The 21,518-nt window shown below is 39.5% G+C and carries 28 protein-coding genes, 2 tRNA genes and 1 pseudogene; 11 read left to right on the top strand and 20 right to left on the bottom strand.

What is annotated here, in order from left to right; all coding sequences use genetic code 11:
* Positions 1-32: 32 nt before the first annotated feature.
* The 4 genes from KSK55_RS15960 to KSK55_RS15975 all read right to left on the bottom strand — a co-directional run bounded on the left by KSK55_RS15960 (position 33) and on the right by KSK55_RS15975 (position 2,186).
* Positions 33-446 (bottom strand): type II toxin-antitoxin system VapC family toxin, encoded by a 414-nt coding sequence (locus KSK55_RS15960; RefSeq protein WP_218607662.1) that lies wholly within the window; start codon positions 444-446, stop codon positions 33-35.
* A gap of 3 nt (positions 447-449) precedes the next feature.
* Complete coding sequence (locus KSK55_RS15965) at positions 450-713, bottom strand: AbrB/MazE/SpoVT family DNA-binding domain-containing protein (RefSeq protein ID WP_218607663.1); 264 nt, start codon at positions 711-713, stop codon at positions 450-452.
* A gap of 208 nt (positions 714-921) precedes the next feature.
* Positions 922-1,392 carry a GNAT family N-acetyltransferase gene (locus tag KSK55_RS15970; protein ID WP_218607664.1) on the bottom strand — a complete coding sequence of 157 codons (471 nt, stop codon included), beginning with the start codon at positions 1,390-1,392 and terminating at the stop codon, positions 922-924.
* Between the two features lie 14 nt (positions 1,393-1,406).
* Entirely contained in the window at positions 1,407-2,186 is a 780-nt protein-coding gene (locus KSK55_RS15975) for a GNAT family N-acetyltransferase (RefSeq protein WP_218607665.1), read from the bottom strand.
* 207 nt (positions 2,187-2,393) lie between these two features.
* On the opposite strand from KSK55_RS15975, the gene KSK55_RS15980 reads away from it, so the two are divergent.
* Complete coding sequence (locus KSK55_RS15980; RefSeq protein WP_218607666.1) at positions 2,394-2,939, top strand: hypothetical protein; 546 nt, start codon at positions 2,394-2,396, stop codon at positions 2,937-2,939.
* Here KSK55_RS15980 and KSK55_RS15985 read toward each other — a convergent pair.
* The 7 genes from KSK55_RS15985 to KSK55_RS16015 form a co-directional block, all read right to left on the bottom strand.
* Complete coding sequence (locus KSK55_RS15985; RefSeq protein WP_218607667.1) at positions 2,911-4,698, bottom strand: hypothetical protein; 1,788 nt, start codon at positions 4,696-4,698, stop codon at positions 2,911-2,913. The two genes, KSK55_RS15980 and KSK55_RS15985, sit on opposite strands and share 29 nt — an antisense overlap.
* Before the next feature lie 22 nt (positions 4,699-4,720).
* The gene (locus KSK55_RS15990; protein ID WP_218607668.1) at positions 4,721-5,098 is read right to left on the bottom strand and encodes a type IV pilin domain-containing protein; all 378 of its coding nucleotides are present in this window, start codon (positions 5,096-5,098) and stop codon (positions 4,721-4,723) included.
* A gap of 1,034 nt (positions 5,099-6,132) precedes the next feature.
* Complete coding sequence (locus KSK55_RS15995) at positions 6,133-6,489, bottom strand: HepT-like ribonuclease domain-containing protein (RefSeq protein ID WP_218607669.1); 357 nt, start codon at positions 6,487-6,489, stop codon at positions 6,133-6,135.
* On the bottom strand, positions 6,482-6,775 hold the full coding sequence (locus KSK55_RS16000; protein ID WP_218607670.1) for a nucleotidyltransferase family protein: 294 nt from the start codon (positions 6,773-6,775) through the stop codon (positions 6,482-6,484). The genes KSK55_RS15995 and KSK55_RS16000 overlap by 8 nt, the downstream gene beginning before the upstream one ends.
* Positions 6,776-6,810: 35 nt before the next feature.
* Positions 6,811-7,014: a hypothetical protein gene (locus KSK55_RS16005; protein ID WP_218607671.1), complete on the bottom strand. Its 204-nt coding sequence runs from the start codon at positions 7,012-7,014 to the stop codon at positions 6,811-6,813.
* Between the two features lie 90 nt (positions 7,015-7,104).
* Entirely contained in the window at positions 7,105-7,293 is a 189-nt protein-coding gene (locus KSK55_RS16780; RefSeq protein WP_218607672.1) for a type II toxin-antitoxin system RelE family toxin, read from the bottom strand.
* Between the two features lie 61 nt (positions 7,294-7,354).
* Positions 7,355-7,501 carry a hypothetical protein gene (locus tag KSK55_RS16015; RefSeq protein ID WP_214421176.1) on the bottom strand — a complete coding sequence of 49 codons (147 nt, stop codon included), beginning with the start codon at positions 7,499-7,501 and terminating at the stop codon, positions 7,355-7,357.
* A gap of 161 nt (positions 7,502-7,662) precedes the next feature.
* Here KSK55_RS16015 and KSK55_RS16020 point away from each other — a divergent pair, with 161 nt between their 5' ends.
* The gene (locus KSK55_RS16020) at positions 7,663-7,971 is read left to right on the top strand and encodes a hypothetical protein (protein ID WP_218607673.1); all 309 of its coding nucleotides are present in this window, start codon (positions 7,663-7,665) and stop codon (positions 7,969-7,971) included.
* A 141-nt stretch (positions 7,972-8,112) separates the two neighbouring features.
* Here KSK55_RS16020 and KSK55_RS16025 read toward each other — a convergent pair whose 3' ends face one another.
* The gene (locus tag KSK55_RS16025; RefSeq protein WP_218607674.1) at positions 8,113-8,322 is read right to left on the bottom strand and encodes a DUF2281 domain-containing protein; all 210 of its coding nucleotides are present in this window, start codon (positions 8,320-8,322) and stop codon (positions 8,113-8,115) included.
* Positions 8,323-8,467: 145 nt separating this feature from the next.
* Here KSK55_RS16025 and KSK55_RS16805 point away from each other — a divergent pair.
* A pseudogene (locus KSK55_RS16805) lies at positions 8,468-8,842 on the top strand (IS1634 family transposase); the annotation flags it as partial.
* 1 nt (position 8,843) lies between these two features.
* Positions 8,844-8,984, top strand: coding sequence for a YgiT-type zinc finger protein (locus KSK55_RS16030; RefSeq protein WP_256664308.1), 141 nt, complete (start codon positions 8,844-8,846; stop codon positions 8,982-8,984).
* A gap of 274 nt (positions 8,985-9,258) precedes the next feature.
* On the opposite strand, the gene KSK55_RS16035 is transcribed toward KSK55_RS16030, so the two are convergent.
* Positions 9,259-9,331 (bottom strand) — tRNA-Thr (locus KSK55_RS16035).
* 138 nt (positions 9,332-9,469) lie between these two features.
* Here KSK55_RS16035 and rnhB point away from each other — a divergent pair.
* From rnhB to KSK55_RS16050, 3 genes are all read left to right on the top strand, one after another.
* Positions 9,470-10,108 carry a ribonuclease HII gene (gene rnhB, locus KSK55_RS16040; protein WP_218607675.1) on the top strand — a complete coding sequence of 213 codons (639 nt, stop codon included), beginning with the start codon at positions 9,470-9,472 and terminating at the stop codon, positions 10,106-10,108.
* 49 nt (positions 10,109-10,157) lie between these two features.
* On the top strand, positions 10,158-11,450 hold the full coding sequence (locus tag KSK55_RS16045; protein WP_218607676.1) for a site-2 protease family protein: 1,293 nt from the start codon (positions 10,158-10,160) through the stop codon (positions 11,448-11,450).
* Positions 11,451-11,549: 99 nt separating this feature from the next.
* A complete protein-coding gene (locus KSK55_RS16050) occupies positions 11,550-12,065 on the top strand; it encodes a hypothetical protein (protein ID WP_218607677.1) in 516 nt (171 codons plus the stop codon).
* 5 nt (positions 12,066-12,070) lie between these two features.
* Here KSK55_RS16050 and KSK55_RS16055 read toward each other — a convergent pair whose 3' ends face one another.
* The 3 genes from KSK55_RS16055 to KSK55_RS16065 form a co-directional block, all read right to left on the bottom strand.
* Positions 12,071-12,601: an RDD family protein gene (locus KSK55_RS16055; protein ID WP_214421183.1), complete on the bottom strand. Its 531-nt coding sequence runs from the start codon at positions 12,599-12,601 to the stop codon at positions 12,071-12,073.
* 81 nt (positions 12,602-12,682) lie between these two features.
* Positions 12,683-13,177, bottom strand: coding sequence for a hypothetical protein (locus tag KSK55_RS16060; protein WP_218607678.1), 495 nt, complete (start codon positions 13,175-13,177; stop codon positions 12,683-12,685).
* A gap of 41 nt (positions 13,178-13,218) precedes the next feature.
* A complete protein-coding gene (locus tag KSK55_RS16065) occupies positions 13,219-13,491 on the bottom strand; it encodes an acylphosphatase (RefSeq protein ID WP_218607679.1) in 273 nt (90 codons plus the stop codon).
* Between the two features lie 111 nt (positions 13,492-13,602).
* On the opposite strand from KSK55_RS16065, the gene KSK55_RS16070 reads away from it, so the two are divergent.
* On the top strand, positions 13,603-15,234 hold the full coding sequence (locus KSK55_RS16070) for a PAS domain-containing protein (RefSeq protein ID WP_218607680.1): 1,632 nt from the start codon (positions 13,603-13,605) through the stop codon (positions 15,232-15,234).
* Position 15,235: 1 nt separating this feature from the next.
* Here the strand turns inward: KSK55_RS16070 and KSK55_RS16075 are convergent, their stop codons facing one another.
* Both KSK55_RS16075 and KSK55_RS16080 read right to left on the bottom strand, forming a co-directional pair.
* Positions 15,236-15,388, bottom strand: coding sequence for a rubredoxin (locus KSK55_RS16075; RefSeq protein WP_214421187.1), 153 nt, complete (start codon positions 15,386-15,388; stop codon positions 15,236-15,238).
* Positions 15,389-15,412: 24 nt separating this feature from the next.
* Complete coding sequence (locus KSK55_RS16080) at positions 15,413-17,266, bottom strand: hybrid sensor histidine kinase/response regulator (RefSeq protein ID WP_218607681.1); 1,854 nt, start codon at positions 17,264-17,266, stop codon at positions 15,413-15,415.
* 120 nt (positions 17,267-17,386) lie between these two features.
* Between KSK55_RS16080 and KSK55_RS16085 the strand changes: the two genes are divergently transcribed.
* The 3 genes from KSK55_RS16085 to KSK55_RS16095 are packed head-to-tail and all read left to right on the top strand — an operon-like array spanning position 17,387 to position 18,969.
* Positions 17,387-18,289 carry a class 1 fructose-bisphosphatase gene (locus KSK55_RS16085; protein ID WP_214421188.1) on the top strand — a complete coding sequence of 301 codons (903 nt, stop codon included), beginning with the start codon at positions 17,387-17,389 and terminating at the stop codon, positions 18,287-18,289.
* A 60-nt stretch (positions 18,290-18,349) separates the two neighbouring features.
* Entirely contained in the window at positions 18,350-18,589 is a 240-nt protein-coding gene (locus tag KSK55_RS16090) for an LSM domain-containing protein (protein ID WP_011448229.1), read from the top strand.
* A gap of 8 nt (positions 18,590-18,597) precedes the next feature.
* Positions 18,598-18,969 carry a helix-turn-helix transcriptional regulator gene (locus tag KSK55_RS16095; RefSeq protein WP_214421189.1) on the top strand — a complete coding sequence of 124 codons (372 nt, stop codon included), beginning with the start codon at positions 18,598-18,600 and terminating at the stop codon, positions 18,967-18,969.
* 16 nt (positions 18,970-18,985) lie between these two features.
* On the opposite strand, the gene glgP is transcribed toward KSK55_RS16095, so the two are convergent.
* Both glgP and KSK55_RS16105 read right to left on the bottom strand, forming a co-directional pair.
* A complete protein-coding gene (glgP, locus tag KSK55_RS16100) occupies positions 18,986-21,175 on the bottom strand; it encodes an alpha-glucan family phosphorylase (protein ID WP_218607682.1) in 2,190 nt (729 codons plus the stop codon).
* A gap of 146 nt (positions 21,176-21,321) precedes the next feature.
* Positions 21,322-21,394, bottom strand: a tRNA-Gln gene (locus KSK55_RS16105).
* Positions 21,395-21,518: the final 124 nt, after the last annotated feature.

The following is a 21,518-nucleotide window of genomic DNA, read 5'->3' on the forward strand; positions in this document are numbered from 1 at the left end:
ATCCTGTAAGATGTATAAATTTTAAAAAAAGTTTAACTCCAGGTATGTTCCATCCAAATTCTTTTCATCAATGGAATTGATTCAAAATCTGAATCTTCAGAAATCAAGTTTTTCACACCAGTATTATAGGCTGTAGCATAGTGTATGGCATCACGTGGCTTTAATTTATAGTGGGAGAAAAAATATCCGGCTGATTTAATAATATTTTCATCAACCGGGATGAATGATAATCCATTCAAGTCAAAGAGAAAGGATGAATATTCTTCAGCAACTTTCCGATTAATTTTTCTTAATAGTGCATAGGTAAATTCATCCCAGGTAAGGGATGATGTAATTGCAGAAATATCATTATTTTCAACTCTTTGAAGGACATCACGAGACCATATCCCTTTATCTGAATTATCTATCGCAGCATAAATGAAGATATTTGCATCGATGTAATACATGCCTTATAGACCTAATCGTTCCTGTAATTCTAAATCATATTGTTTATCAGATTGATAATCATTGATCTGGACTTTTTCAGCAAGAGCTTTAAATTTTGACACAACTGTCAATTTTTCAGGCACGATTATTATTTTCCCCTGGATAACTGATATCATAACATGATCACCTGGTGAAAACTCCGCTTTTTTCCATATTTCCCGTGGAATGATTATATCCTCATTTTCCGAAATTACCGTTTCCATGTCTATCGTAAATATTGTAATCATTCAAACCAAATATGTATTTCTGGTTTATTTGTGAGATCCGAAAAATGAAACCGGCTGTCAGCACACTCCTTTTTGGGGGTGTAATAATTCTTTATTATCATCAATGAGTGTAGTTTCATTGAATGTATCTGTCATGAGGGCTATGATATCTTTACTTTCATGAAAATACTTGGCACAATGATAGACAAACGATCTCATCTACTTCTTATCAAAGGATCATTTTCAGAATAACCTGGTCTTTGAGTTGTATTCCATTTTCAAATATGGGCTCTGGATAGTTTTGGATAAAATAATCTGGTATTACCCTGTCTGGCTGAAACCCTGCTTTTTGATACAGGTATAACTGCTTATGACCGCAATCAGCAGTCGCGATGATAAGTTCTGAACATCCCTGTTCCCGAACCTTATGTATGATATCCAGTAAGAATCGGTACCCGACACCTTTATTTTGCCAATCTTCTCGTACTGCGATGTTTTTTATCTCCATTGCCGAATCGCTGATCCTGGCCACGGCACAAACGGCTATCATTTCACCTTCATGCTCCAGAACATAGATCACTGACTGGTGAATATATGTATCAATAGCCTCTTTTGTCTCATCTGCAAGTAAAAGGAGTGAATACGGAATATTTTCGTTTGGTGTGAGTGTCCGAAGTGTCAGATCTGTACTGTCATTCATGTTCTCTGCAATAATCAGGAGATGAGTTTTTTCATAATATTTTCAAACCGGCCGTTGCTGATGGGATGATGGCTTATCACCGTCCCATTGTAGAGAATACAGAACGTGCCAAAGGCACAGGGGGAATGCTGTACTGCTGTTGGTGTATCAAGATCAATCAGAACCGGATTCAGATTGTATTTTTCTTTCGCGGTTTTGATGATGGCGTTCACATTTTTCACCGAGTATGGGCATTGGGCTGACCTGATAATCGTAAGACCTTCCGGGTATTCTGCTGCCCGCCCGTCCAGACCTGATTGAAATTTCGGCTCTGGTGCATCGGTGTCAAACCGGTATGCAAGCAGTTCAAAGTCCGGTGGGGCTGTATCAACCACTGAGAATCCAAGTTTCAGAAAGATATCCTTGGTTGCCATGAACGATCCCTTCCGGGTGACAACAGCAACCCCTGTATATGATCCCTCTCGAGCCTCTTTCATACATTCACGGATGAGTCGTTCTCCATATCCTTTGCCCTTGTATTCCTTCTTAAAGCCGACAAAAACACACTGGATGAAGAGATACCCGTTTGCGTCAACGGGCCGGTGAGCAATTTTTCCTGGCATATACTCTATCATACCCTGGTACCCATCGGTTTTAGAGAATAGTCCTTTTATCCGGAGTCCTTCCGGATAGTATTTTGAGTACCATGCAATTTTTCTGACAAGTTCTTCGTGTTTGTGTACGTCTTTGTATCCACAAACGCCGTAATTGCCGATAGTTTCAGGAGTAAAATTGATGATTTCGATTTCTTCCATTAGAGATCCTCGGGAATAATAATTATTGGATATATAGGTTTTCTGTCGTGATGATATGTGTTACTTAAGTTACTTTAAAATCAGGTGTTGTGTGGATGTGATTAATAGTGCCCCCTACACATCGAGAAAGACAGCATAGCACTTTTGTATGAGCAATGTAATGTTCTGACATTAGTATCAAAAGTTTAGGAGTATTATTGATAATCAATGGAAGATCTGACACTCGAATATATCAATAAAAAATTGAATGAATTCAATTATCTCGTCCTTTTTAAGAACACTTTCCCTTTCTTTCTATTATTGTTTTATTTTATCTTCCCTATCAATCTCTACATAATTGGCGATTATCAAGGTTTTGGTTACCAAACTGTTTTTTTTAGATATAATTTTTCAAATATGGGAGTTAGTCTGATCACATGGATCAGAGATATAGAATACATTTTTTTAGGGCTCCTTACTCCCAAAACAAATTTCTCGATTGCATTATGGGGCTTAGGAGTAGTAATTTCAACAATAGGATTAATAATGTCTTTTTGTACCCTTTTTTATCAAAATAAAAACATAGTCCAAAGAACAGGGATATTTCTTATGATTGGAGGATTTTTGTTCCTTTTCTCTATAATTAGTCAATACTCATTATTTTTGTCAAGTTCATCTGGAATTGCGTTTCCTGTTGGAATACCAGTTATCTTTTTATTTTCGGTTTTGCTTTTAAAAATAGATATTACCGATAAAGTGGTAAAAAGAAATTAGAATAAATGTAACTTGATAATGGCAACCAGAAATCATAACCCCATGGTCTTCGAAATGCGTAATATAATAATTCATTCATTTGCCACATAAATGGAACAATAATCAACATTCCTATTAATACGAGAAATAATGTTTTTGGAATATTTTTTTTGTCAATTAAGACAACTGCACACATGATTAAACAACATAATCCGATTGAAATAATCGAAAGAATGTCATTATCAAAGTAAATATTTCTCTTTGGTAAAGAAAATAATAAGATCGCAGCGAGAACGAAACCCCACACAATCCAGATTTTTAATGAATTTAGAATTGTTTTCCCGGTTATCTCTTTGGGAATAAATGGATGAATTATGAGAAGACTAAATAGACTTAACGGAAGATATGCTGGAGACAGATATCGAACATCCGGTGCAATTCCATGACTCATGTTTAAACCATCGTTGCTAATGATCATGTATATCCCAACGATACATAAAGCAAGAAAACCAGAAAAAAATGCAAATACTTTATTTTGTTCTTGAATATTGTATTTCGTGCTGCTATAGCGATAAAATAATAGCATAAATATACCGATTATTGGAAGAGGGTTCACTGTTAAAAAACCCATACTGCCTGAATCCGGATTGAGAAATACTTTTAATAATAAAATTGGCAGGAGATAGTTAATATGCAAAAGATTGAAGAAATAAATGACAATATTTTGATCAAATGGTGATTTTTCATCCAAATTTAAATTATCTATATTATAATCAGTAATATCTGTTGCTAAAATAAAAGCTGGAGTAAGAGGGTTTTGAGTGGCAATATAATTGTTAATGAAAAATGGAATTAAACTTGCGAGTAGAAGAATCGAAAATATCAGAAAAAATTTTATTAAATCTGATTTTGAACATTTCTGATAAATAAATTCGTAATATATACTATATCCTATTAAAGATATGAGCGTTCCGACTCCTATTTCCGGTCTGGCCCAGAAAATGATGCCGGTGAGTAAAATACTTAAATAAAAATAATGGATTTCCTTTTTTACATAATGTGATGAGATTGAGTAAAGAAAAATCCCGAGTAAAAATGTTACCAGAATGTGATCTTTTGCGTCGGTTGACCAAAATAAGTAACTTGAACAGAAGTATATGCATATAGTAAAAATACACGAGTAATAATTGCTATAATGAAGATTTTTGAATATTTTGAATATGAAGATACCCATGAGTGCCAAAAGAATATGGTTTGTTAAGATCACCGCAGGGATTTCAAAATATGACGGGCTAGAATGCGATAAAGGTTGATATAAATATAAATTTATAAAAAAAAAGATAAACAAAGAAAGAAAAATCGCTGGAATGATTTTTTTATATCGTTTTGATACATCTAACATGTTTTTCGTTATACAGCCCAGAAAAATTATGAATAGAATTGACAAAAAAGCCCACAAATAAATAATAAAATAATCATAAAATTCTCCAAAAAGAGTAATTATTGATAAGGCAGGCAAAGAACACACCGGAAGCAAAAGGGAATACATTAGGATTCCATTTCGGGCCTTAAAATAATTGTATTGCGTCCCATTTTCCATTAGTCCATATTTTCCCTCGCTAAAAAGGATTTGGTTGCCTGATGATAGTTGATGGAGTTGTTCAACAGTCAGGACTGTATCATTTAGCAAAAGATTGGGAATCCCAATAGATATTATAAAAATAAAAATGCTGATGAAAATCAAAAATGACCAATAATAATCATTTTTCTGGTTACTCATAAAAAAGGATAAAATTGATAAATTATACGTATGTGTCTAAAACAACTTGTGAAGTTCCATCTGCAAATGTAGCAACAGCAGTTACATGGTCTTTTCCAGTTGAACCCCCAGTATATCTCACAGATTTACCAACTGTGCTTCCTAATGAACTTGTCCCTTGGTTATCTAACCAAGTAATAATAATATCTTCAACTTCATCAGCGTCCTGGCCACCATGATATGTCACAACAATATCACTTGTTGTTGGTGAATCTGCTACTACTGCAACATTTTTTGTCTTACTAACGTTCCCTGCCATTCCGAATACGAACGCTGCAATTACTGCAGCAAGGATAACGGTGATCGCCACCATCAGGATAACACCAATAACCGGTGATACTGCATCATCTTTTTTGTACATATCACACCTCCTGAGTGCGTATGAATTCTATGTATCAATACCATAAGAAAGTTTTTGTATCCGTGTCATACCATTTTTTCAGAAGGTAATAATTTCGTTTTATTTTCATTAATTCAATCCATCTATCGAATAAAACACTCATAGTACACTGCCCAATTTAGGCAACACAATATCTCCTCAATTCATGCAAATATTTGAAAATAAATAGGAAAAATCTGCTGATACAAAATCCTTCTGGTAAACCGGTGGGTCATAAAAAAAATAATATTTCAGACGCTTTTTCCTTTTGGAAAGGAAAAATTATGGTTTTATGAAATTCTAAAAAAGTATACGTAACTTTGTCGCTCCTGGATGAAATGAAAGGTCTGACAAAGATTGTCACGCTGCGTTCAGGTTCTGTTATACTGGATGGTCTGAAAGAGCTAAACCCACAAGCAAGCTATTGCAGAGCACCGGAAAAGGAAATCTATCAAGCCTGAAGAGATTTTGGGAAAAGTATGGGATTGAATGACTTTTTCTATCCGGTCCGGGATATCAATTACGGAATGGTGATCCATGACCGGTTCTGTAATCCCGGTTACTTCCGGGTAACTTTCACTGACTGAAAGAAAAAATGTTTTCGTGAAGGCCTCTAAAATGGCCGATCTCCTTTTCTTTGATATTCTCTATGGCCATCATATTAAAATGTGATAGGGTGGTCTCTAAGTGAATAGTATGTTCCTTAACTTTTCCGAGGTCAGGCTCCGGTCTTTCAGTCGGCACCACTTCCGGTTGTGAACGCTTCGGCAAGAATGTTTCTCCGTCCGCTCTTCATCGTCATCGTTCCTCTTCCTCCTGTGCATGTTCCTCCGGCATATCATCGCTTCTCTCCTCCCCTGAAGCCAGAGTGGTACGATCATTCGTTGAATCTTTCATCCCGCGAACAGGTCGCAGTCTGCCAGGTTAACGAATGCTCTGTACTATTGTTATACTTCCCAACAGCGCCTAAAAAAGAAAGTAAATGGGAACAAAAGATTTTGAATTTTAATATCCGGTTATTCCCGGTCTGAATAATTATCAATTATTTTCCTGATCTTTTCCCGAAGATCCGGTATGTCCCGAGTTATGGTATTCCATATAGTGACCTGTTGCATACCCCAATATTGGTGAATGAGTTTGTCACGCATTCCTACCATTCGTTTCCATGGAATCTCCGGATGTTCTTCTCGAAAATCTTCAGGAATTGACCGTGAAGCTTCACCGAGTACTAAAAGATTGTAAATGATAGCCTCAAGATCCTTATCCGTGCTCACATTTTGTGAACTCTCTTTTTCCTGGTTATACCGGATTATTTTCTCTGTAGCATTAAGTATGTCTGTTAAAAAAATACGAAGATCACGTTTTTCAGACATACTGTACTTCCGAGAGGATTTTTGAGCGGAGCAGAGGTTTTATCCCTTCAATATCTACAAGGTCTACGGGAGCCTGCAATACTTCTTCCAATTTTTCTTCAAGCTCCAGAAATCCAAAGATACTTGGGGCAGTTTCAAACTCGACAAGGATATCTATATCACTATCCGGTGACTGATCCCCTCGGATTACTGAACCGAATAAACCAAATCTTCTGACATGATATTGACTGGCTAATTGCGGTTTTATGGTATTCAGTGTTTCAAGAACCGTCATTGCCTGAGTCATAGTATATCATACGTTGGAATAATCAATAATTATATTTACTTCGGTTCGGTACGATTTTTGATTCGGGCAACAACAGCATCAAACTCTTCATCCATGTTCTGGTATTTTTCTTCACTATAATTCCCCGTTCCCTGTTCAAAACTATTGATGTAACGTATTGCGTTTCCCGGACCAAGTGCTTTAATCAATGCGGCTAACCCCTCATCACGAATCTGATTAATCGTTTTAATTTCTGTCATTTTGCACCTCCATTACCCATAGTACTAGGTTATATACTGGTATCTGGTATGATGGCCTATTACTCTTATGAGGTAGGACTATTCGGGTAATTATCGGTCATATACATTTTTCCGAAGACCGATTTTTAAAACCTCAATTATCCGGTCTCTATCATTAAGGTCGTGTATAATCCGGTAATTGCCCACTCGTTGATGATAATACGGGTACCCCTCACACGATTCCAGAAAATGATGTGGGTCTTCTACAATCGAATCTATTTTATTAAGAATCCGGGTCATTTGATGCTTGGATAATTTCCCAGCTGTTTAAGAACCTTTTCAGAATAGATGATGGAATAACTCATTGAAGGCCGAGCGCTTTTCGTGCCTGTTCTGGGGTATAGACCCGACCAGCCTGAATGTCATCTTTTGCTTCGGCTATATCTTTCAGGTCTTCTTCAGAGAGAATGCCATCGGAATTACATTTTTTTCTTATTAACGCTGGCATGAATACTACACTTCTTCATTCAGAGAATATCAACACTTGTATTATACCTACTAAAATGTTTCTTTTTTGAGATATGTCACCAATCCTCATTGTATTGAGAAGAGGATTGGTATTTATTCGATGGGCATTATATTACTCAACAAATAATATAGGGGTGCTCAATGGGTGGAGGCGATATCTATCTGCAATTCTCCAGGGGGGATGAGGAGATTGCAGAATTATTTACTGATATCCGGGTGAAGCGTCATGCTGCCCGTGTCCTGGTCCTGTTGCTACGGGATATCGATCTGAAATCACGGGAGATGGAACGGGTCTGTGATCTTCGGCATCCGGAAGTGAGTATTGCTCTTAGTGATCTGATTGACCGGAAATGGGTAAAGAAGGTCAGTAAGAAGGCCGAGAATAAAGGGCGACCTGTTTTAATATATCATTTGCAAATCGAAGATACAGTTCCTTTTTATCCTTGTTAAAGAGAAATAACCCGATTGAGTGAAAGGAGAAATCACTGATGGAGCAGGTAATACCAGGAGTTTGTAAAAAATACATTACTGAATTGGCATGTTCCCTCTTTAGTAATAATTCCAGGAGAATATTGGTATCAAGGAGGCACATCAGGCCTTCAGGGTGTGGATTTTATGCTGAATTTCAACAGTAGAGAGAGAGGGTTCTTCGTCTTTTAGATCTCCGACCCAGTCAAATGAAAATTTCTTTTCTGATTGCGGGTACTCTTTGTTAAGTTCTTCAATATATTGGAGAGCTCGTTCCCGGAGATCCTGTGGAAGATTATGAATGACTGATTCCACCTGATCAATGGTTATCATACTTTCATAGAATTATTGAAGATATGAGGTAATAAGGTATCTGTAACGTGAATGTCATTGAATTTATGAGAATATATGCTGCCGGAATATCTTTTAACACTTGGTTCCTTTATAGAATATATACAGGAAATATCATATTTTACCTCTGTATATCCATTATTATTTCAATATCGAAAAAAGCAGCTGAAGATAAAATGACTTTTGATCGAAGATTAAATGCCTTGTAGCAGGAATTGAAAATGGATAATCGTGTTCCTGAACATGAAAACTCTACCAGAAGTACTTTATCTGCAAATCAACACCGAAGAGAGGAACGAAATCATTAGAAAATGAAGAAGTTATCACAAAAGTGAAACGAGATTATGGATTTTTTTCTCTGATTACGAATGGGACTCTGGATGCGGTTACCGCTCTTGAAATCTACCGTAATAAGGATGTTGTGGAAAAGGCATTCGGAAATCTCAAGGAGCGATTAAACATACATCGAAATTTAGTCTCATCGGAAAAGAGTTATCAGGGATATTCCAGCATATGTATGTGAACGGTGTCATGAAGCATATTTCACTCCGGATATTTCACGAAAAATGGATACCATCATTGAAGAAGCACGAAAGGGTAGTTTATGTATGAAAGCTCTCGCTGCAGGCGAAGTCAGTATGTAGGTTTAACCGGAGTCAGCAAGAGACAGGTATCATACATTCCCTTCCGAATGATCCCGGGTATGTCCCGGTAATAACAGGAATCACAGAGGCCATCATGTTCTTCGACATTATACCAGGATATTTCATGTTTCTTTTTTAAAAAGATTAGAAAAAAAAGGAAAATGCTTTTCATTTTTTAAAAAAGTTATCGTTAAGACCTTTAAAATATCAGCTGATAAAAAAAAAGTTTGATTTGTACCCGGTTTAAGTTAGGGCTTTGGAAAAAGTTTTCTGAAGCCTCAGGCGAGATTTGAACTCGCGACCTCGTCCTTACCAAGGACGCGCTCTACCGGCTGAGCCACTGAGGCGAATGCTTGCGCCTATACATGTAGGAAAGCTCAGTATTTAATATTTTTGAAATTAGTTCCTGTGAAAATCTGATACGAAAAACCCCGGGATATTCTCTATCATCAGGTATTTCTCTCAATATTTAGAAATTTCTAGAGATGATCTGTGGAGTGGATGAAGCCGGAAAAGGATCGGTACTTGGTCCGATGGTAATCGCCGCGGTGGGATGCATGCAGATGGATGACCTCACGGCTCTTGGAGTTGCAGACTCTAAAAAACTTACAAAAGATTCTCGAGAACGACTAAATGCTTCAATACGGGAACAATTTCCCTATTCGATAGTAATTCGGACTGCTGAAGACATTGATACACTCCGCCAGACCATGACCATGAATGAGATAGTTGCCCGGGCACACGCAGAGGCGTTGGATGCTCTGTCCTGCACTGAGGCATATGTCGATGCATGTGATGTGAATGAAAAGCGGTATGGAGAGACCGTGAGATCCTTTTCCACATCCGACACAACAATTATCGCCCGTCATAAAGCTGATGCATTATATTCTCCTGTATCTGCAGCTTCTATTGTTGCCAAAGTAGAACGTGATCACATTATCACAGAGCTTGCACAAATCCACGGCACAATTGGTAGTGGATATCCTTCTGATCCGGTTACTATTGCATATCTTCAGGAATACATTTCAACGCATAAGCGACCTCCGGTGATTGCGCGTTCAAGTTGGGAGACCGTAAAACAGATGATACATCGTAAAAACCAGTGTTCCCTTTTAGATTTCTGACAAACCGTACACAACCTTTTCTTCCTGTCAGGGCCACCTGTAAACACTCATGGAATGGTTTCTTATCCTGCTCGGCTGCATTGCCATTTATGTCCTCTTCCTTGCATATATCAGGACATACAACCCGTATCCCCGCTATATCACGCTCTATGGTCCGATAATCGGGCTGAAAACTGAAAACGTTGGATTTTTTGATTATTTTAGACGATACTCCGGCTTTTTACGAATATATGGAACTATCGGAGTGGCAATGGTTATCATCGTATCAATTGCGATGGTCATAATGCTCCTTTTGTCGGTAAATCTCACGCTGGAGCTAAAACCTGAACCAACATCACTTCATAAACCCCAGAATATTTTTTTAATTCCTGGCGTGAATGAATTTGTTCCCTCAACCTTTGCCGTCTGGTTTGCTTTTATCCTCACTCTTGTCGTCCATGAATTTGGTCATGCAATTTTGTGTAGGGTAGAACAGATAGCAGTAAAAAGTATGGGTGTATTATTCCTGATAATTCCCATCGGAGCATTTGTTGAACCAGATGAAGAAGGGGTGAAAAAAGCATCTCCCTGGCCTAGAATGAGGATGTATGGTGCTGGAATTATTAATAACATCATTATCGGGCTGATAAGTTTCGGCCTCATGGTAAGTCTGATAGGACTAGCTGTTCCAACCCAGGAACCTGTTGTCGTTGGACTGTATCAGAACTACTCTGCTGCCCAGGCAGATGTTCCAACCCCTTCAATAATCAGGACCGTAAATGGAGAGGCTGTGCAGACATCAAAAGACGTGTCAGATATTTTAAATACGACACGACCAGGAGATGCGGTTCTTGTTGGATTTGATCATAAAGGAGAAGTTCGGGACTACTCCCTAAATGTGTCCCCCTGGCCTGAAGCATTAGGAGAACACGAATCCGGGTTCATGGGAGTGTATTATTACAATGGTCAGGGAATTATCGATACCGTCAGGAGTATGTTCTCTCCGATTGGTATTTTCATGTTACTCTCAGTTCCTTTCAATCCGACCATGGAAGGGCAATACTTACGAATACTTGGATTTGACGTATCAGATACTGAATATTATTCCGCTCCGTTCCCTGGATACTGGGAACTCATTCATCTCCTCTTCTGGAGTGGATTTATCAACTTTGCAGCCGGATTATTCAATGCTCTTCCAATGATCCCCCTCGATGGAGGGTTCATATTTAAGGAAGGAACAGAGCGTATACTAGCCAGACGCGGTCTTTCAAAATATGCAGATCATATCGTTGGTTTTGTAAGCACCGGGATGATAGTTCTCATGGTTGCTATCTTCGCTCTTCCATATCTTTTTCATCTGTAATTGAAGAGAATCTATCTCTTTTTTAATCCTCAGAGATAATTCAGACCTGGATTCTGATGATAAGAAGATTTATGATATTCGATCGTGAACGTGTACACTATGAGTAAGCAGTTATTTAATCGCTTTATCATAATTTCTGTCATCTTCTCCGGCGTAATTATTGGATTTGCCTCTGCTGGTTCATCAGTAGGTTCAAATCCAGGTTATGGTTCTCTGCCGACATCATTTGAATGGGAAGGAGATAAACTCCTGAATGGTGAAGATGCCGGGAGCATGTTTGAGAATACCGAATCGAAAGCATCTAAAATTCTGGACGAAGCAGAAGCTGCCGGGATGGTACTGTATTCAACCGGTGCATCAGTGAACAATTCTACATCCTCAAACCAGACTGTGACAAATCAGACGAATACTACAGAAATCAATGATCTCCTGTCCGGTTATGCATCTGTAGGAGATATTATCAAGGCAAAAGACTGGGCTGCCCTTGACCGATACACTACCGGAATTCAGGCAAATAAAGAAATTGAGGATTCATCATTGTCTTTAGAAAACAGGAATAACAACTGGGAAGCATTATTCACAGAGCCTCAGGTCGTTTCCTGTGGTCCATGCTAAAAAAATTATTCTATTTTTTCCGGCCTGTAATACACCAGGCATGCTGCTATTATATCATGGAATCCTTGCGAATGTTTGGTATATGCTATTGCAATAAATCCTGATAAAAACAGGATTCCTGAAACAAATTTCGCAAAATGCCGAAGGGATGCTCGTGCAAATGTAATCCGGTTTCCATGCAGGTCGGTAACTACTGCCCGACACGTCATCTTTCCAAGAGTTGCCTGGTTTTTAGATGATTCGAGCAAAGCACAATAGAGCCAGGGAATCAGAACTATGGTGACCAGAAGAAATGTTGCCACCTGTCCTGGGAAGGGTGAGGTAACCAGAACGCCTTCCATAGTTCTTACCTCTTCATGTCGTAGCATCATGAGAAGCATTCGATAGCCTTCCGTCAGTCCTAAATAATATGCACCAAACCCTGCAATGATAGTAAGAATTACAACGTCAATTATTCCCGCAACAATCCTCCTGCCTAGTCCTGCAAAATATTTTGGAGCACCTGAATTATGGTGATTCTGATTATTATCTGACACAATACAATATATCTCCTAACAAGCAATGAACTTGTCGAAAATGAGAAAAATATTGTATCTGAAAAAGAAAAGTAAAAAAATCTAAATTTTTACCGGTTCACTAAAAGAGAGTACTGCTGTAGTGGTATTATTGACTTTTCGTACCGGGTTTTTATCTTTCCCCTCTTTGAGCCATGGTTTTGTCTGCATGAGTTCATCAGATAATGATTGGAGTTCTGGTTCAACTTCCAGGGTTGCAAAAGAATCGTCAATATGACAGGCAGGACAATAACTTTTTGTTTCAATGGATGAATCACTTGAAGAATCTGATTCTGTTGATGTAACACCATTCATAGCATCAAAATATTTTTTCTGGTTTCCGTATACCATCTCCCACCAGCAACAGTACATGGCTGCTGAAATTGGATTGGTTGGATCATATTCGAATTGCCAGTATCCCTGACTTTCAATAGATTTCAAATATTCTCCGGTCGCAGGTTTTGATTTGTCATTGGGATCCGGGATACTCCAGTCAGCTGTGGCAAAACCAGAGAAGAAAAATAAAGTAATCAGAATGAATGATATTCGCATATTCATGGGTATTCATATTTTCTTACAGCTCAATAAATGTTCTGTAATCATCTTCTGATTGTAAAACCCTGTTCGTTCGTAACTGAAATATCACGAACCTGTAAAGAATGAACGTTAATAAATATCGTCTTTGACGATCTGATGGATTCAATAAAACGGTTCAGGAGATCATCTGGTCCTTCTGCTTCAATCTCAACAGTTCCGTCAGCCAGATTTCGTACCCATCCGGCGATGTGCCTGTCCTGTGCAATTTTCTGTACATATGCTCTGAAACCGACTCCCTGAACGCTCCCTGATGCGATCATATTTACCCGTTTCATAAAAAAGAGATATGGTTACAATCCTTTGTATTAGTATCCTGACAAAGAACTCATTTTATATGTAGAATAACATGGTACATATTCTGAACGAGCAGTTTGGTTCTGCATATCATGGTGAAAGTTCTTCTTGTTCATAACGGAAGTAATCCGGCACATTGTGTGAAAAAATTGCTTGCCGATTCACTTCAGGTTGAGCTGTATGAGGTTCGTTCTGTACCTGAAGGGAAAGATAGACATCAGGGAATTATGCCTGATATTATTCTTATACCATTGCCGGAATGGTCTGATCCGATGATTCACACCATAACCCAATGGCAACACCGTTGTACATCAGAAGGGCTTCATCCAGGCTTTCTGCTTTTTACAGTCCAGAATGACTCTCTGACTTTTTTTGATATTACCTATGGGAGCATGCCAATCCGTCTTAACCAGTCAGATACCGGCCATCAGGTTATTTCTTCGATTCGGCAGGTTGTCGGGAGATCAAGAGTTGAACGTTCACTTCGTGAGGATTATGATCATCATAACCGGATAATCTGTCATATGCCTCTTTCATGTCTGGATGTGGATGAAGGCCTTATTAGTCGGACAACTCCTCATTTCACACAATTATCCGGATTTGATGAGTCCGAGATTCTAGGAAAATCACCTGAATATTTTATCTCGTCCGATTCTGCCTCACAGCCGGGTGATATTCTTCTTCATCTATATCATCAGAAATGTATTGAAGGCGCTATTACGGGTAAAAATGGGGAACATGTCCCTTGCAGACTCACTCTCCATTCAAAAGAGTCAGGACTCCCGGGAGATGGACTCTGGTTTATCGAGGATCGCCGTGAATATGCAGTCATCAGTTCAGCTCTTCGGGAAACAGAGTATGAATGCCGCGAACAACTCTATCTCGCTGAGACTCTGGTCATCAGACTTGGTCCGGATGGGACAATTTCATTTGTAAATCCGGCTGCTGTCAGGTGTTTTGGCTATGAACCTGATGAACTAACCGGCAAAAGTGTAGGGATTTTGTTCCCTTCTGGAACATTACAGGATGTGACAAACCCGGTATCTCTGTTCCTTGAAGTGTCAGATGAATCATCTTCAGCAATTCATATTTTTGAACATTGTAAAAAGAATGGAAATCATCTCTGGATAGCATGGACCAGCCGGGGGCTCTATAGTTCGGATAATGAACTGACCGGCATCATCTGCATCGGCACAGATATGACTGAGCAGGCATCCAACGGTGAAGAGAGAATATCCACCCGCGTGTGGCGTGACCGGATTCTTTCCTATACAGACATCTCTCCAGAGGTCTTTGATGCAGTCCTTCAGGCATGTATGGAAATTGGAAGAGAGGGCCGTGAAGGCAAGACAATTGGAACCTCATTTCTCGTCGGGGACTCAGAAGAAGTGCTGAAACGATCCCGACAACTTATCCTTAATCCATTTTCCGGCCACCCCCCTGAAATGCGGATGGTATCTGTGCCTGATGTAAGAGAGATGCTCAAAGAATATGCGCTTTTGGACGGAGCATTTGTTGTCACCGGTGATGGAATACTGGAAGCAGCAGGGAGGTACATCACTCTGGATACCTCTGCTGTGTCTTTACCAAAAGGGATGGGAACACGTCATTCATCTGTAGCTGCTTTAACGGGAGTTACTGATGCCATTGGATTTGTAGTGTCGGAAAGTGGTGGAAAAGTTTCCATAATGAAAAAAGGTAAAATTGTGAAGGTTATTGCCTGATTTAGATCGGCCTGAAAAGAGGCTTTGCTGCAAGACAGACCGGACAAACCCATCCTTCTGGTAAAGATTGAAAATCTGTGCCTGCCGGAGCATCCTTATCACCGAGAACAGGATCATAAACATGCCCACATATGCTGCATTTCATTTTCTGCATACCAGTTAGTAATCTTTTTAATGATTAAATCGTTTTGTTTAGCGGTTCACGTCTCCATAGTCCCTTCGGAATCGAGATTTCAAATCGTACTCCTTCTCCGAATATTCCAGTTTCATGAATATTTAATCCGGAAATTGTCAGAATCTCCTTAGCTAAGAAAAGACCATACCCGGTATTGTTTCCAAAACCCCGGTTGAAAATTTTATCTTTATTTTCGTTTATTATCCCACATCCGTTATCTTCATAAACAATGATGACCCCGGAATTTTTTATCGCACATGATAATTTCACCACAGTAACTCGTTTCCCATGACGTTGTGAATTATCCAGCAAACAAAAAAATACTTTTTCAATTAATGGATCCACAAGGATATGGATATTTTCCAGTTCAGGGTCGATATCCACAGTCTGTATAGCGATTCCCCTTTTTGCTTGATGAACGATTGATGGAAGATGATGCCATTGAGGAGTATGAGTTCCTATCTCCTGGTAGTCCCGGGTAAAGATAATTTGAGAATGAATTGTTTCGATGGTCTGGTTCATCCTGTTCAGCATAGCCCTGATATCTGGATTATCTGAATAATCTGACAAAAGATCTGTAAGTCCACTCATAATCGTCAACTGATTGAGAATGTCATGTCTGGTGATATTGGATAATAAGTGGAGTTTTTTGTTCGCTCTCTCGTTTGCCAGAGTTATTTCCTTTCGAAAGGTAATATCCCGCTTGTTTTCTCTTCTTCCAAGCCATGTTCCATCATCCCTGAAGACTGATTGACAATTATGACTAATCCATCTTGTCTCTCCTTTTTTTGTTATTATCCGATAATCCATGTGGAAAATTCCATCATTCTCATGTGGAACATGGGAATAGTGATGATTCACTATCTCTTTGTCATCGGGATGAGTAATTCTGGTAATCAGGTCTGGTTCATTGTAAAATTCATCTGCTGAATACCCGGAAATTCTCTCACAGGAAGGAGAAATATAGAGATACGTCCCTCCCGGACTTAACCAGGATTCCCAGTCATATGTATAATTAGCGATAGTCCGGTATTTTTCTTCATTTTCAAGAATGATTCGTTCAAGTTCTTTTCTGTCGGTCACCTCAAGAATGACCCCCATAATTCCTTTAATCTCCCCATTATCTGAAAGAAAGGCAGAATTAGAGAAAAGAGCATCTAATTTTTCTCCTTGAGCATTTGTGATAACATACTCATATTGTTGAACATAGGGATTTTTCAGAATCAGATCATCCATATATCGGTAATGATCTGCCAGATCCTTCGGGTAGAGATCATACACAGACCGTCCGATAATTGAGGATTTTTGAATACCAATCAGTGCTTCAAAGGCGCTGTTACATTGCTGATAAATACCGGATGTATCCCTGAAAAATACGGGTGCAGGAATAGCATTCATTATTGTCTGAACATGCCATGCATATTCTGTGTGGTGGTGAATTTTTTCCGAATGCATCTGTCCAGAGTCACAGTGTTTTTCTCTCGTCCTTTTGACTGCCTGCACAATATAGGTAGCTAGTTTCGAGAGAATTTGAGGAGTAAGATCCTGTTTTCGAAGAAAGAAGTCTGCTCCTTCATTCAAGGCATCGATAATAATCTCTTCAGTTCCTTTATTTGTAAAAAAAATAAATGGAATTTGATTTCCTCTTTGGCGGTTCTGTTTTAAAAATGATATGCTATCCAAATCAGGAATATCATACTCTGATACAATAACATCATAGGAGCATTGAGAAAGGAGATTCGTTGCGCTTTTTACACTGTCAGTGATTCTAACTTGAAATCCATTCTGTTCTTTAAGATATGAAGACGTTCTTTCATTTATTGTCTGTTCATTGTCTAGAAGAAGGATTCTGATCACGGAGTACTTCCCCTGAATGGGTTGTTTTTACTCATCATAAGGGATCCGGTATGTGATTGATTCTCTAACTGATGCAAAATCGTATGTATATCATGAGTGGATATTTCTTTACGATTTTGTATGGTGTTTCTTCGAAAATATTTGGAAGCCTGTGGGTGTGAACCTGATCTGATTGCACTCATCAGATTAATATCGCGGCAGATGGATGCTATCCGGAAGGCATTTCTTGAAAATCAGATGTATGAACATACCCTGAATGCGTCAGGTGAACTGCAGGCTCAGATGGACACCTGGGCAGATGAGCATCTTATCAAGGTAGTTGGCGAGTCAGGGCTTGTGCGGGAGATGGCATCTGAAGAACAGGAAGATATCATTCGGTTTGAAAATTCCCGTTGCGAATATTGTATGGTTATGGATCCTCTTGATGGATCGTCTCTTATTTCTACAAACCTGGCTGTCGGGACCATAGTTGGCATTTATGAAAAAGGTGGGGTTTTACAACCCGGTTCAAAATTGCGTGCTGCCTTTTACACATTATTCGGACCATTAACTGTTTTGGTGGTATCAGTTGGAAAGGGTGTACAGAGCTTTGCCTGGGATCCTGAAAGTGAGCACTACCTCCTGCTCAAAGATAGTTTTTCTGTTCCGGAAGGAAAGCAGTTTGGAACAGGCGGAGTGAGAAATGACTGGCTTCCTGCTCACACAAAGGTAATTGAGTATTTTGATGATCAAGGATTTAAAATGCGGTACTCAGGTTCATTTGTAGCAGATTGCCATCAGTTGCTGGTATATGGGGGAATATATACCTATCCCGGCTCACAAAAAAGCCCGAATGGAAAACTCAGACTACTATTTGAGGCGAACCCTCTCGGATTTATCATAACTCAGGCGGGGGGGAGCATCACGGATGGAACGAGAAATATTATGGATATCGTTCCAGAGAAGCCTCATCAGAAGACTCCTATATATATTGGCAGTAAAGGCATTATTAAAAAGATTGAAGAGATTTATTCTCATTCATAGATCCTTTCATTTTTGAATTGCAGGAATCTTTAATATGGCTGCAAGCCTTATATAAGGCAGATGGTTAGCAGCATTGTCCTCCCAATCAAGAAGGTATATTCTCTTGTTGACACTTTGATTTCAGTAGAAATGAAAGAGGATGAAGGAAGGACATTTCAGGGCCGGCTTGTGGCAGTTGATGAGTACCTGAATCTGCATCTTGAAGAAAGCATCGAGACTTCAGGGAAAAATAAAGGCCGTGAGCTTGGAACACTCGTAATACGGGGAAATAATATTCTGTCTATCGCACCGGTAGCCTAAAGGTTGACATGACCGGAACAGACGAGGATGCATTTCGGATCATTGCCGCTTCACCTGAGGGTGTACTTCAGAGTGAACTCTGGAAGATCCTTGGAGTAGACAGCAGGAAATGTTCTCGAATAGTAAAAAAACTTCTGGATACAAACAGAGTAGAGCGTATTGAATACCGGCAGGATGGGATTAAAACTTTCAGATTAATTGCCAGAAAAGGACCAGCAGATCCATACTGTCTCTTAGCCGGTGATGAACTGATTCCCTGCATTGCCTGTGATGAGGATTGTGTCGTTGACGAATGTAATGATCTTCTTGACTGGATGTATCAGCTTGCAATCAGCGATGCAGAGGAATCAACCTCTGAATCCCAACCTTCAGAAGAATAAAATTATTCTGGAAAAATTATTGTGAAACTGCCTCAATGGCATTATCATCGATGAATGCATTGCATTCCACACAGGAAAGTGTGGAAATGTAATATTTATGCATATATTCTTTGACCATTCTTCTTGAAGAGAACCGGGGTGCATTACTTTTTATTGATTCTTTCATCATCGCAACCCACTTATGTGGGATTCCATCAAGACCGGTATCATAATAGAGTGGCACAATTTCATTCTCTAAAAGACTATACATTTCAGATGCATCTTCCCAGTTTCGGTCACCGTTTGCGTGGTCTCGTCCAAAAATCCAGCCATTTTTACCGTTGTATCCTTCAATCCACCACCCGTCTGCAATTGAGAAATTTAAAACTCCGTTAACCGCTGCTTTCATGCCACTCGTACCACTCGCTTCCAGTGGAGGGACCGGATTGTTCATCCAGACATCCACACCCTGAACCAGGTACTTTGCTATCTGTTCGCCATAATCTTCAACAAACGCGATTCGACCACCAAATTCAGGCTGTTGTGCATATTGGTATATTCGCTGAAGAATCCGCTTTCCTTCATCATCTGCTGGATGTGCTTTTCCGGCAAAAATAATCTGAACTGGTTTCCAGGGATTATTGAGAATCTTTTTGAGCCGATCCAGATCCTGGAAGATAAGGTCTGCCCGTTTATAGGTAGAAAACCTTCGTGCAAATCCGATGGTCAGGGTATTTGGATCAATTAATGCTCCTCCTGCAACAACATTTGCACAATCAGCCTGATATTTCATCCAGTCCCGTCTTTTAAATTGCAATATCCGGTTAATGAGTTTTATCTTCAGGGCATAATGAAGATCCCACAGTTTTGCATCTGGTACTTGATCGATGAGTGCCCACACGTATTCTTTATCATGGTGTTCAAACCAGTCCGGACAGATGGGGGAAATATACCGGTTTATGAGACTCACAAGACGGGGATTTATCCATGTCGGAATATGAACTCCGTTGGTGACTGAACCTATTGGAACTTCATCAAGTTTATTTTCAGGCCAGAGGAAATGCCACATTCTTCTTGCAACTTCACCGTGTTTCTTGCTAACCCCGTTCCCATGAGCAGACATCCGCAGACAGAATGCAGCCATGTTAAAGGTATCCGGAGGATCTTCAATATGGTGGCCTTTTTGCAGAAATTCCTCCCTGCTCATATGCATTCCTGCATAATAGGCATTTAGATACTTGTCAATCATCCAGTTTGGGAATCTGTCATGTCCTGCCGGGACAGGAGTATGGGTAGTAAAGAGTGAGGTGCTATATACATGTTGAAGAGCCTCTTTTGGAGACAACCCTTCCTCAATTTTCTGCCGGTATCGTTCAATAAGAGCAAATGCTGCATGTCCTTCGTTCAGATGAATTGCAGAGTACTTTACTCCTAATGATTTGAGTGCATGGGTTCCTCCAATTCCAAGGACAACCTCTTGCAAGAGTCTCATTTCATTAACACTACTATAAAGCCTGCTGCTGATATTTCGTAAGTGTGGTGGGTTTTGTTCAATCTCTGTATCAATAAGGTAGAGAATAACCCTCCCGATATCCACTCTCCAGAGTGCAAAATGAATCTGCGGCGCTATAAAGGGGACCTGCAGGATGAGTTGTGTCCCGTCCCGTCCGAGAACTCTTTTTACCGGAGCGTTATCTCTGTCAAGTTTCTCCTCTACATCTTCCTGCCACCCGTCGTTTCGAATCCTTTGGTGCAGATATCCATCAGAGTACATAAACCCGATAGCAACGAGTGGAATACCAATGTCACTGCATTCTTTCAAATGGTCTCCTGCTAAAAATCCAAGGCCGCCGGCATAGAGTGGCAGTGAGTGCTGCAGACCATATTCTGCGGAAAAATAGGCAATTTTATGTTGCTGATGTTCCGGGTAATATTCATCAAACCACTGGTTTTTCGCCAGCATATATCGCTGAAACTTCGCAATAACTGCATCATAGTGGTTTGTATATTCGATATTCGAAGCCGCAGCTTCAAGTGCTTCGGCTGGAAGTTCCTGAAGCATTTTTACCGGATTGTGTATTGATTCTTTCCAGCCCTGACGGTTCAGATTTTTAAAAAGTAACCAGGCTTCCGGGTGCCATGAAGACCAGAGATTATATGAGAGATCAATCAATCCTGCCAAACGATCAGGAATGTGATCAAAATCTATCCAACGAATACCTATCATATGAATTGCCCTGCACTCTTGCTGATAGGTGATTATCCTCAGACATCGTATATAGTTAATGGCCGTGTGTGATGAATTTTTTATGGACACCTGATGCCGGAGTCATGAATTAGCAATCATAAAACCAAAAAGAAGTGAAAATAAAATACTCCCGAACGGATTCGAACCGTCGTCATCGGAACCAAAATCCGATATGATTGACCTCTACACTACGGGAGTATTGAAAAGCTGTGTGAGCCTTGCCTACACATATTCGTGTTGATAGGATATAGAAATTCCCGCTCACAAAAAATGAACCGATGGTGATAAAGAAATAACTCGATTCTACTCACCCTAAAATTTT

This window comes from Methanospirillum hungatei (assembly GCF_019263745.1).
In the GTDB taxonomy this organism is placed as follows: domain Archaea; phylum Halobacteriota; class Methanomicrobia; order Methanomicrobiales; family Methanospirillaceae; genus Methanospirillum; species Methanospirillum purgamenti.

Bases quoted from the DNA above. Each gene is read 5' to 3' on its own strand.
- KSK55_RS15995 (WP_218607669.1), bottom strand. From the start codon at position 6,489: ATGTCTGAAAAACGTGATCTTCGTATTTTTTTAACAGACATACTTAAT.
- KSK55_RS16005 (WP_218607671.1), bottom strand. From the start codon at position 7,014: ATGACAGAAATTAAAACGATTAATCAGATTCGTGATGAGGGGTTAGCC.
- KSK55_RS16050 (WP_218607677.1), top strand. From the start codon at position 11,550: ATGAGTAAGCAGTTATTTAATCGCTTTATCATAATTTCTGTCATCTTC.
- KSK55_RS16090 (WP_011448229.1), top strand. From the start codon at position 18,350: ATGGTTAGCAGCATTGTCCTCCCAATCAAGAAGGTATATTCTCTTGTT.
- KSK55_RS16000 (WP_218607670.1), bottom strand. From the start codon at position 6,775: ATGACTCAGGCAATGACGGTTCTTGAAACACTGAATACCATAAAACCG.
- KSK55_RS15990 (WP_218607668.1), bottom strand. From the start codon at position 5,098: ATGTACAAAAAAGATGATGCAGTATCACCGGTTATTGGTGTTATCCTG.
- KSK55_RS15960 (WP_218607662.1), bottom strand. From the start codon at position 446: ATGTATTACATCGATGCAAATATCTTCATTTATGCTGCGATAGATAAT.
- KSK55_RS15975 (WP_218607665.1), bottom strand. From the start codon at position 2,186: ATGGAAGAAATCGAAATCATCAATTTTACTCCTGAAACTATCGGCAAT.
- KSK55_RS16095 (WP_214421189.1), top strand. From the start codon at position 18,598: ATGACCGGAACAGACGAGGATGCATTTCGGATCATTGCCGCTTCACCT.
- KSK55_RS16780 (WP_218607672.1), bottom strand. From the start codon at position 7,293: ATGACCCGGATTCTTAATAAAATAGATTCGATTGTAGAAGACCCACAT.
- KSK55_RS15980 (WP_218607666.1), top strand. From the start codon at position 2,394: ATGGAAGATCTGACACTCGAATATATCAATAAAAAATTGAATGAATTC.
- KSK55_RS16065 (WP_218607679.1), bottom strand. From the start codon at position 13,491: ATGAAACGGGTAAATATGATCGCATCAGGGAGCGTTCAGGGAGTCGGT.
- KSK55_RS16070 (WP_218607680.1), top strand. From the start codon at position 13,603: ATGGTGAAAGTTCTTCTTGTTCATAACGGAAGTAATCCGGCACATTGT.
- KSK55_RS15965 (WP_218607663.1), bottom strand. From the start codon at position 713: ATGATTACAATATTTACGATAGACATGGAAACGGTAATTTCGGAAAAT.
- KSK55_RS16025 (WP_218607674.1), bottom strand. From the start codon at position 8,322: ATGATAACCATTGATCAGGTGGAATCAGTCATTCATAATCTTCCACAG.
- KSK55_RS16075 (WP_214421187.1), bottom strand. From the start codon at position 15,388: ATGCAGAAAATGAAATGCAGCATATGTGGGCATGTTTATGATCCTGTT.
- KSK55_RS16060 (WP_218607678.1), bottom strand. From the start codon at position 13,177: ATGAATATGCGAATATCATTCATTCTGATTACTTTATTTTTCTTCTCT.
- KSK55_RS15970 (WP_218607664.1), bottom strand. From the start codon at position 1,392: ATGAATGACAGTACAGATCTGACACTTCGGACACTCACACCAAACGAA.
- glgP (WP_218607682.1), bottom strand. From the start codon at position 21,175: ATGATAGGTATTCGTTGGATAGATTTTGATCACATTCCTGATCGTTTG.
- KSK55_RS16085 (WP_214421188.1), top strand. From the start codon at position 17,387: ATGGTGTTTCTTCGAAAATATTTGGAAGCCTGTGGGTGTGAACCTGAT.
- KSK55_RS16015 (WP_214421176.1), bottom strand. From the start codon at position 7,501: ATGCCAGCGTTAATAAGAAAAAAATGTAATTCCGATGGCATTCTCTCT.
- KSK55_RS16020 (WP_218607673.1), top strand. From the start codon at position 7,663: ATGGGTGGAGGCGATATCTATCTGCAATTCTCCAGGGGGGATGAGGAG.
- KSK55_RS15985 (WP_218607667.1), bottom strand. From the start codon at position 4,698: ATGAGTAACCAGAAAAATGATTATTATTGGTCATTTTTGATTTTCATC.
- KSK55_RS16045 (WP_218607676.1), top strand. From the start codon at position 10,158: ATGGAATGGTTTCTTATCCTGCTCGGCTGCATTGCCATTTATGTCCTC.
- rnhB (WP_218607675.1), top strand. From the start codon at position 9,470: ATGATCTGTGGAGTGGATGAAGCCGGAAAAGGATCGGTACTTGGTCCG.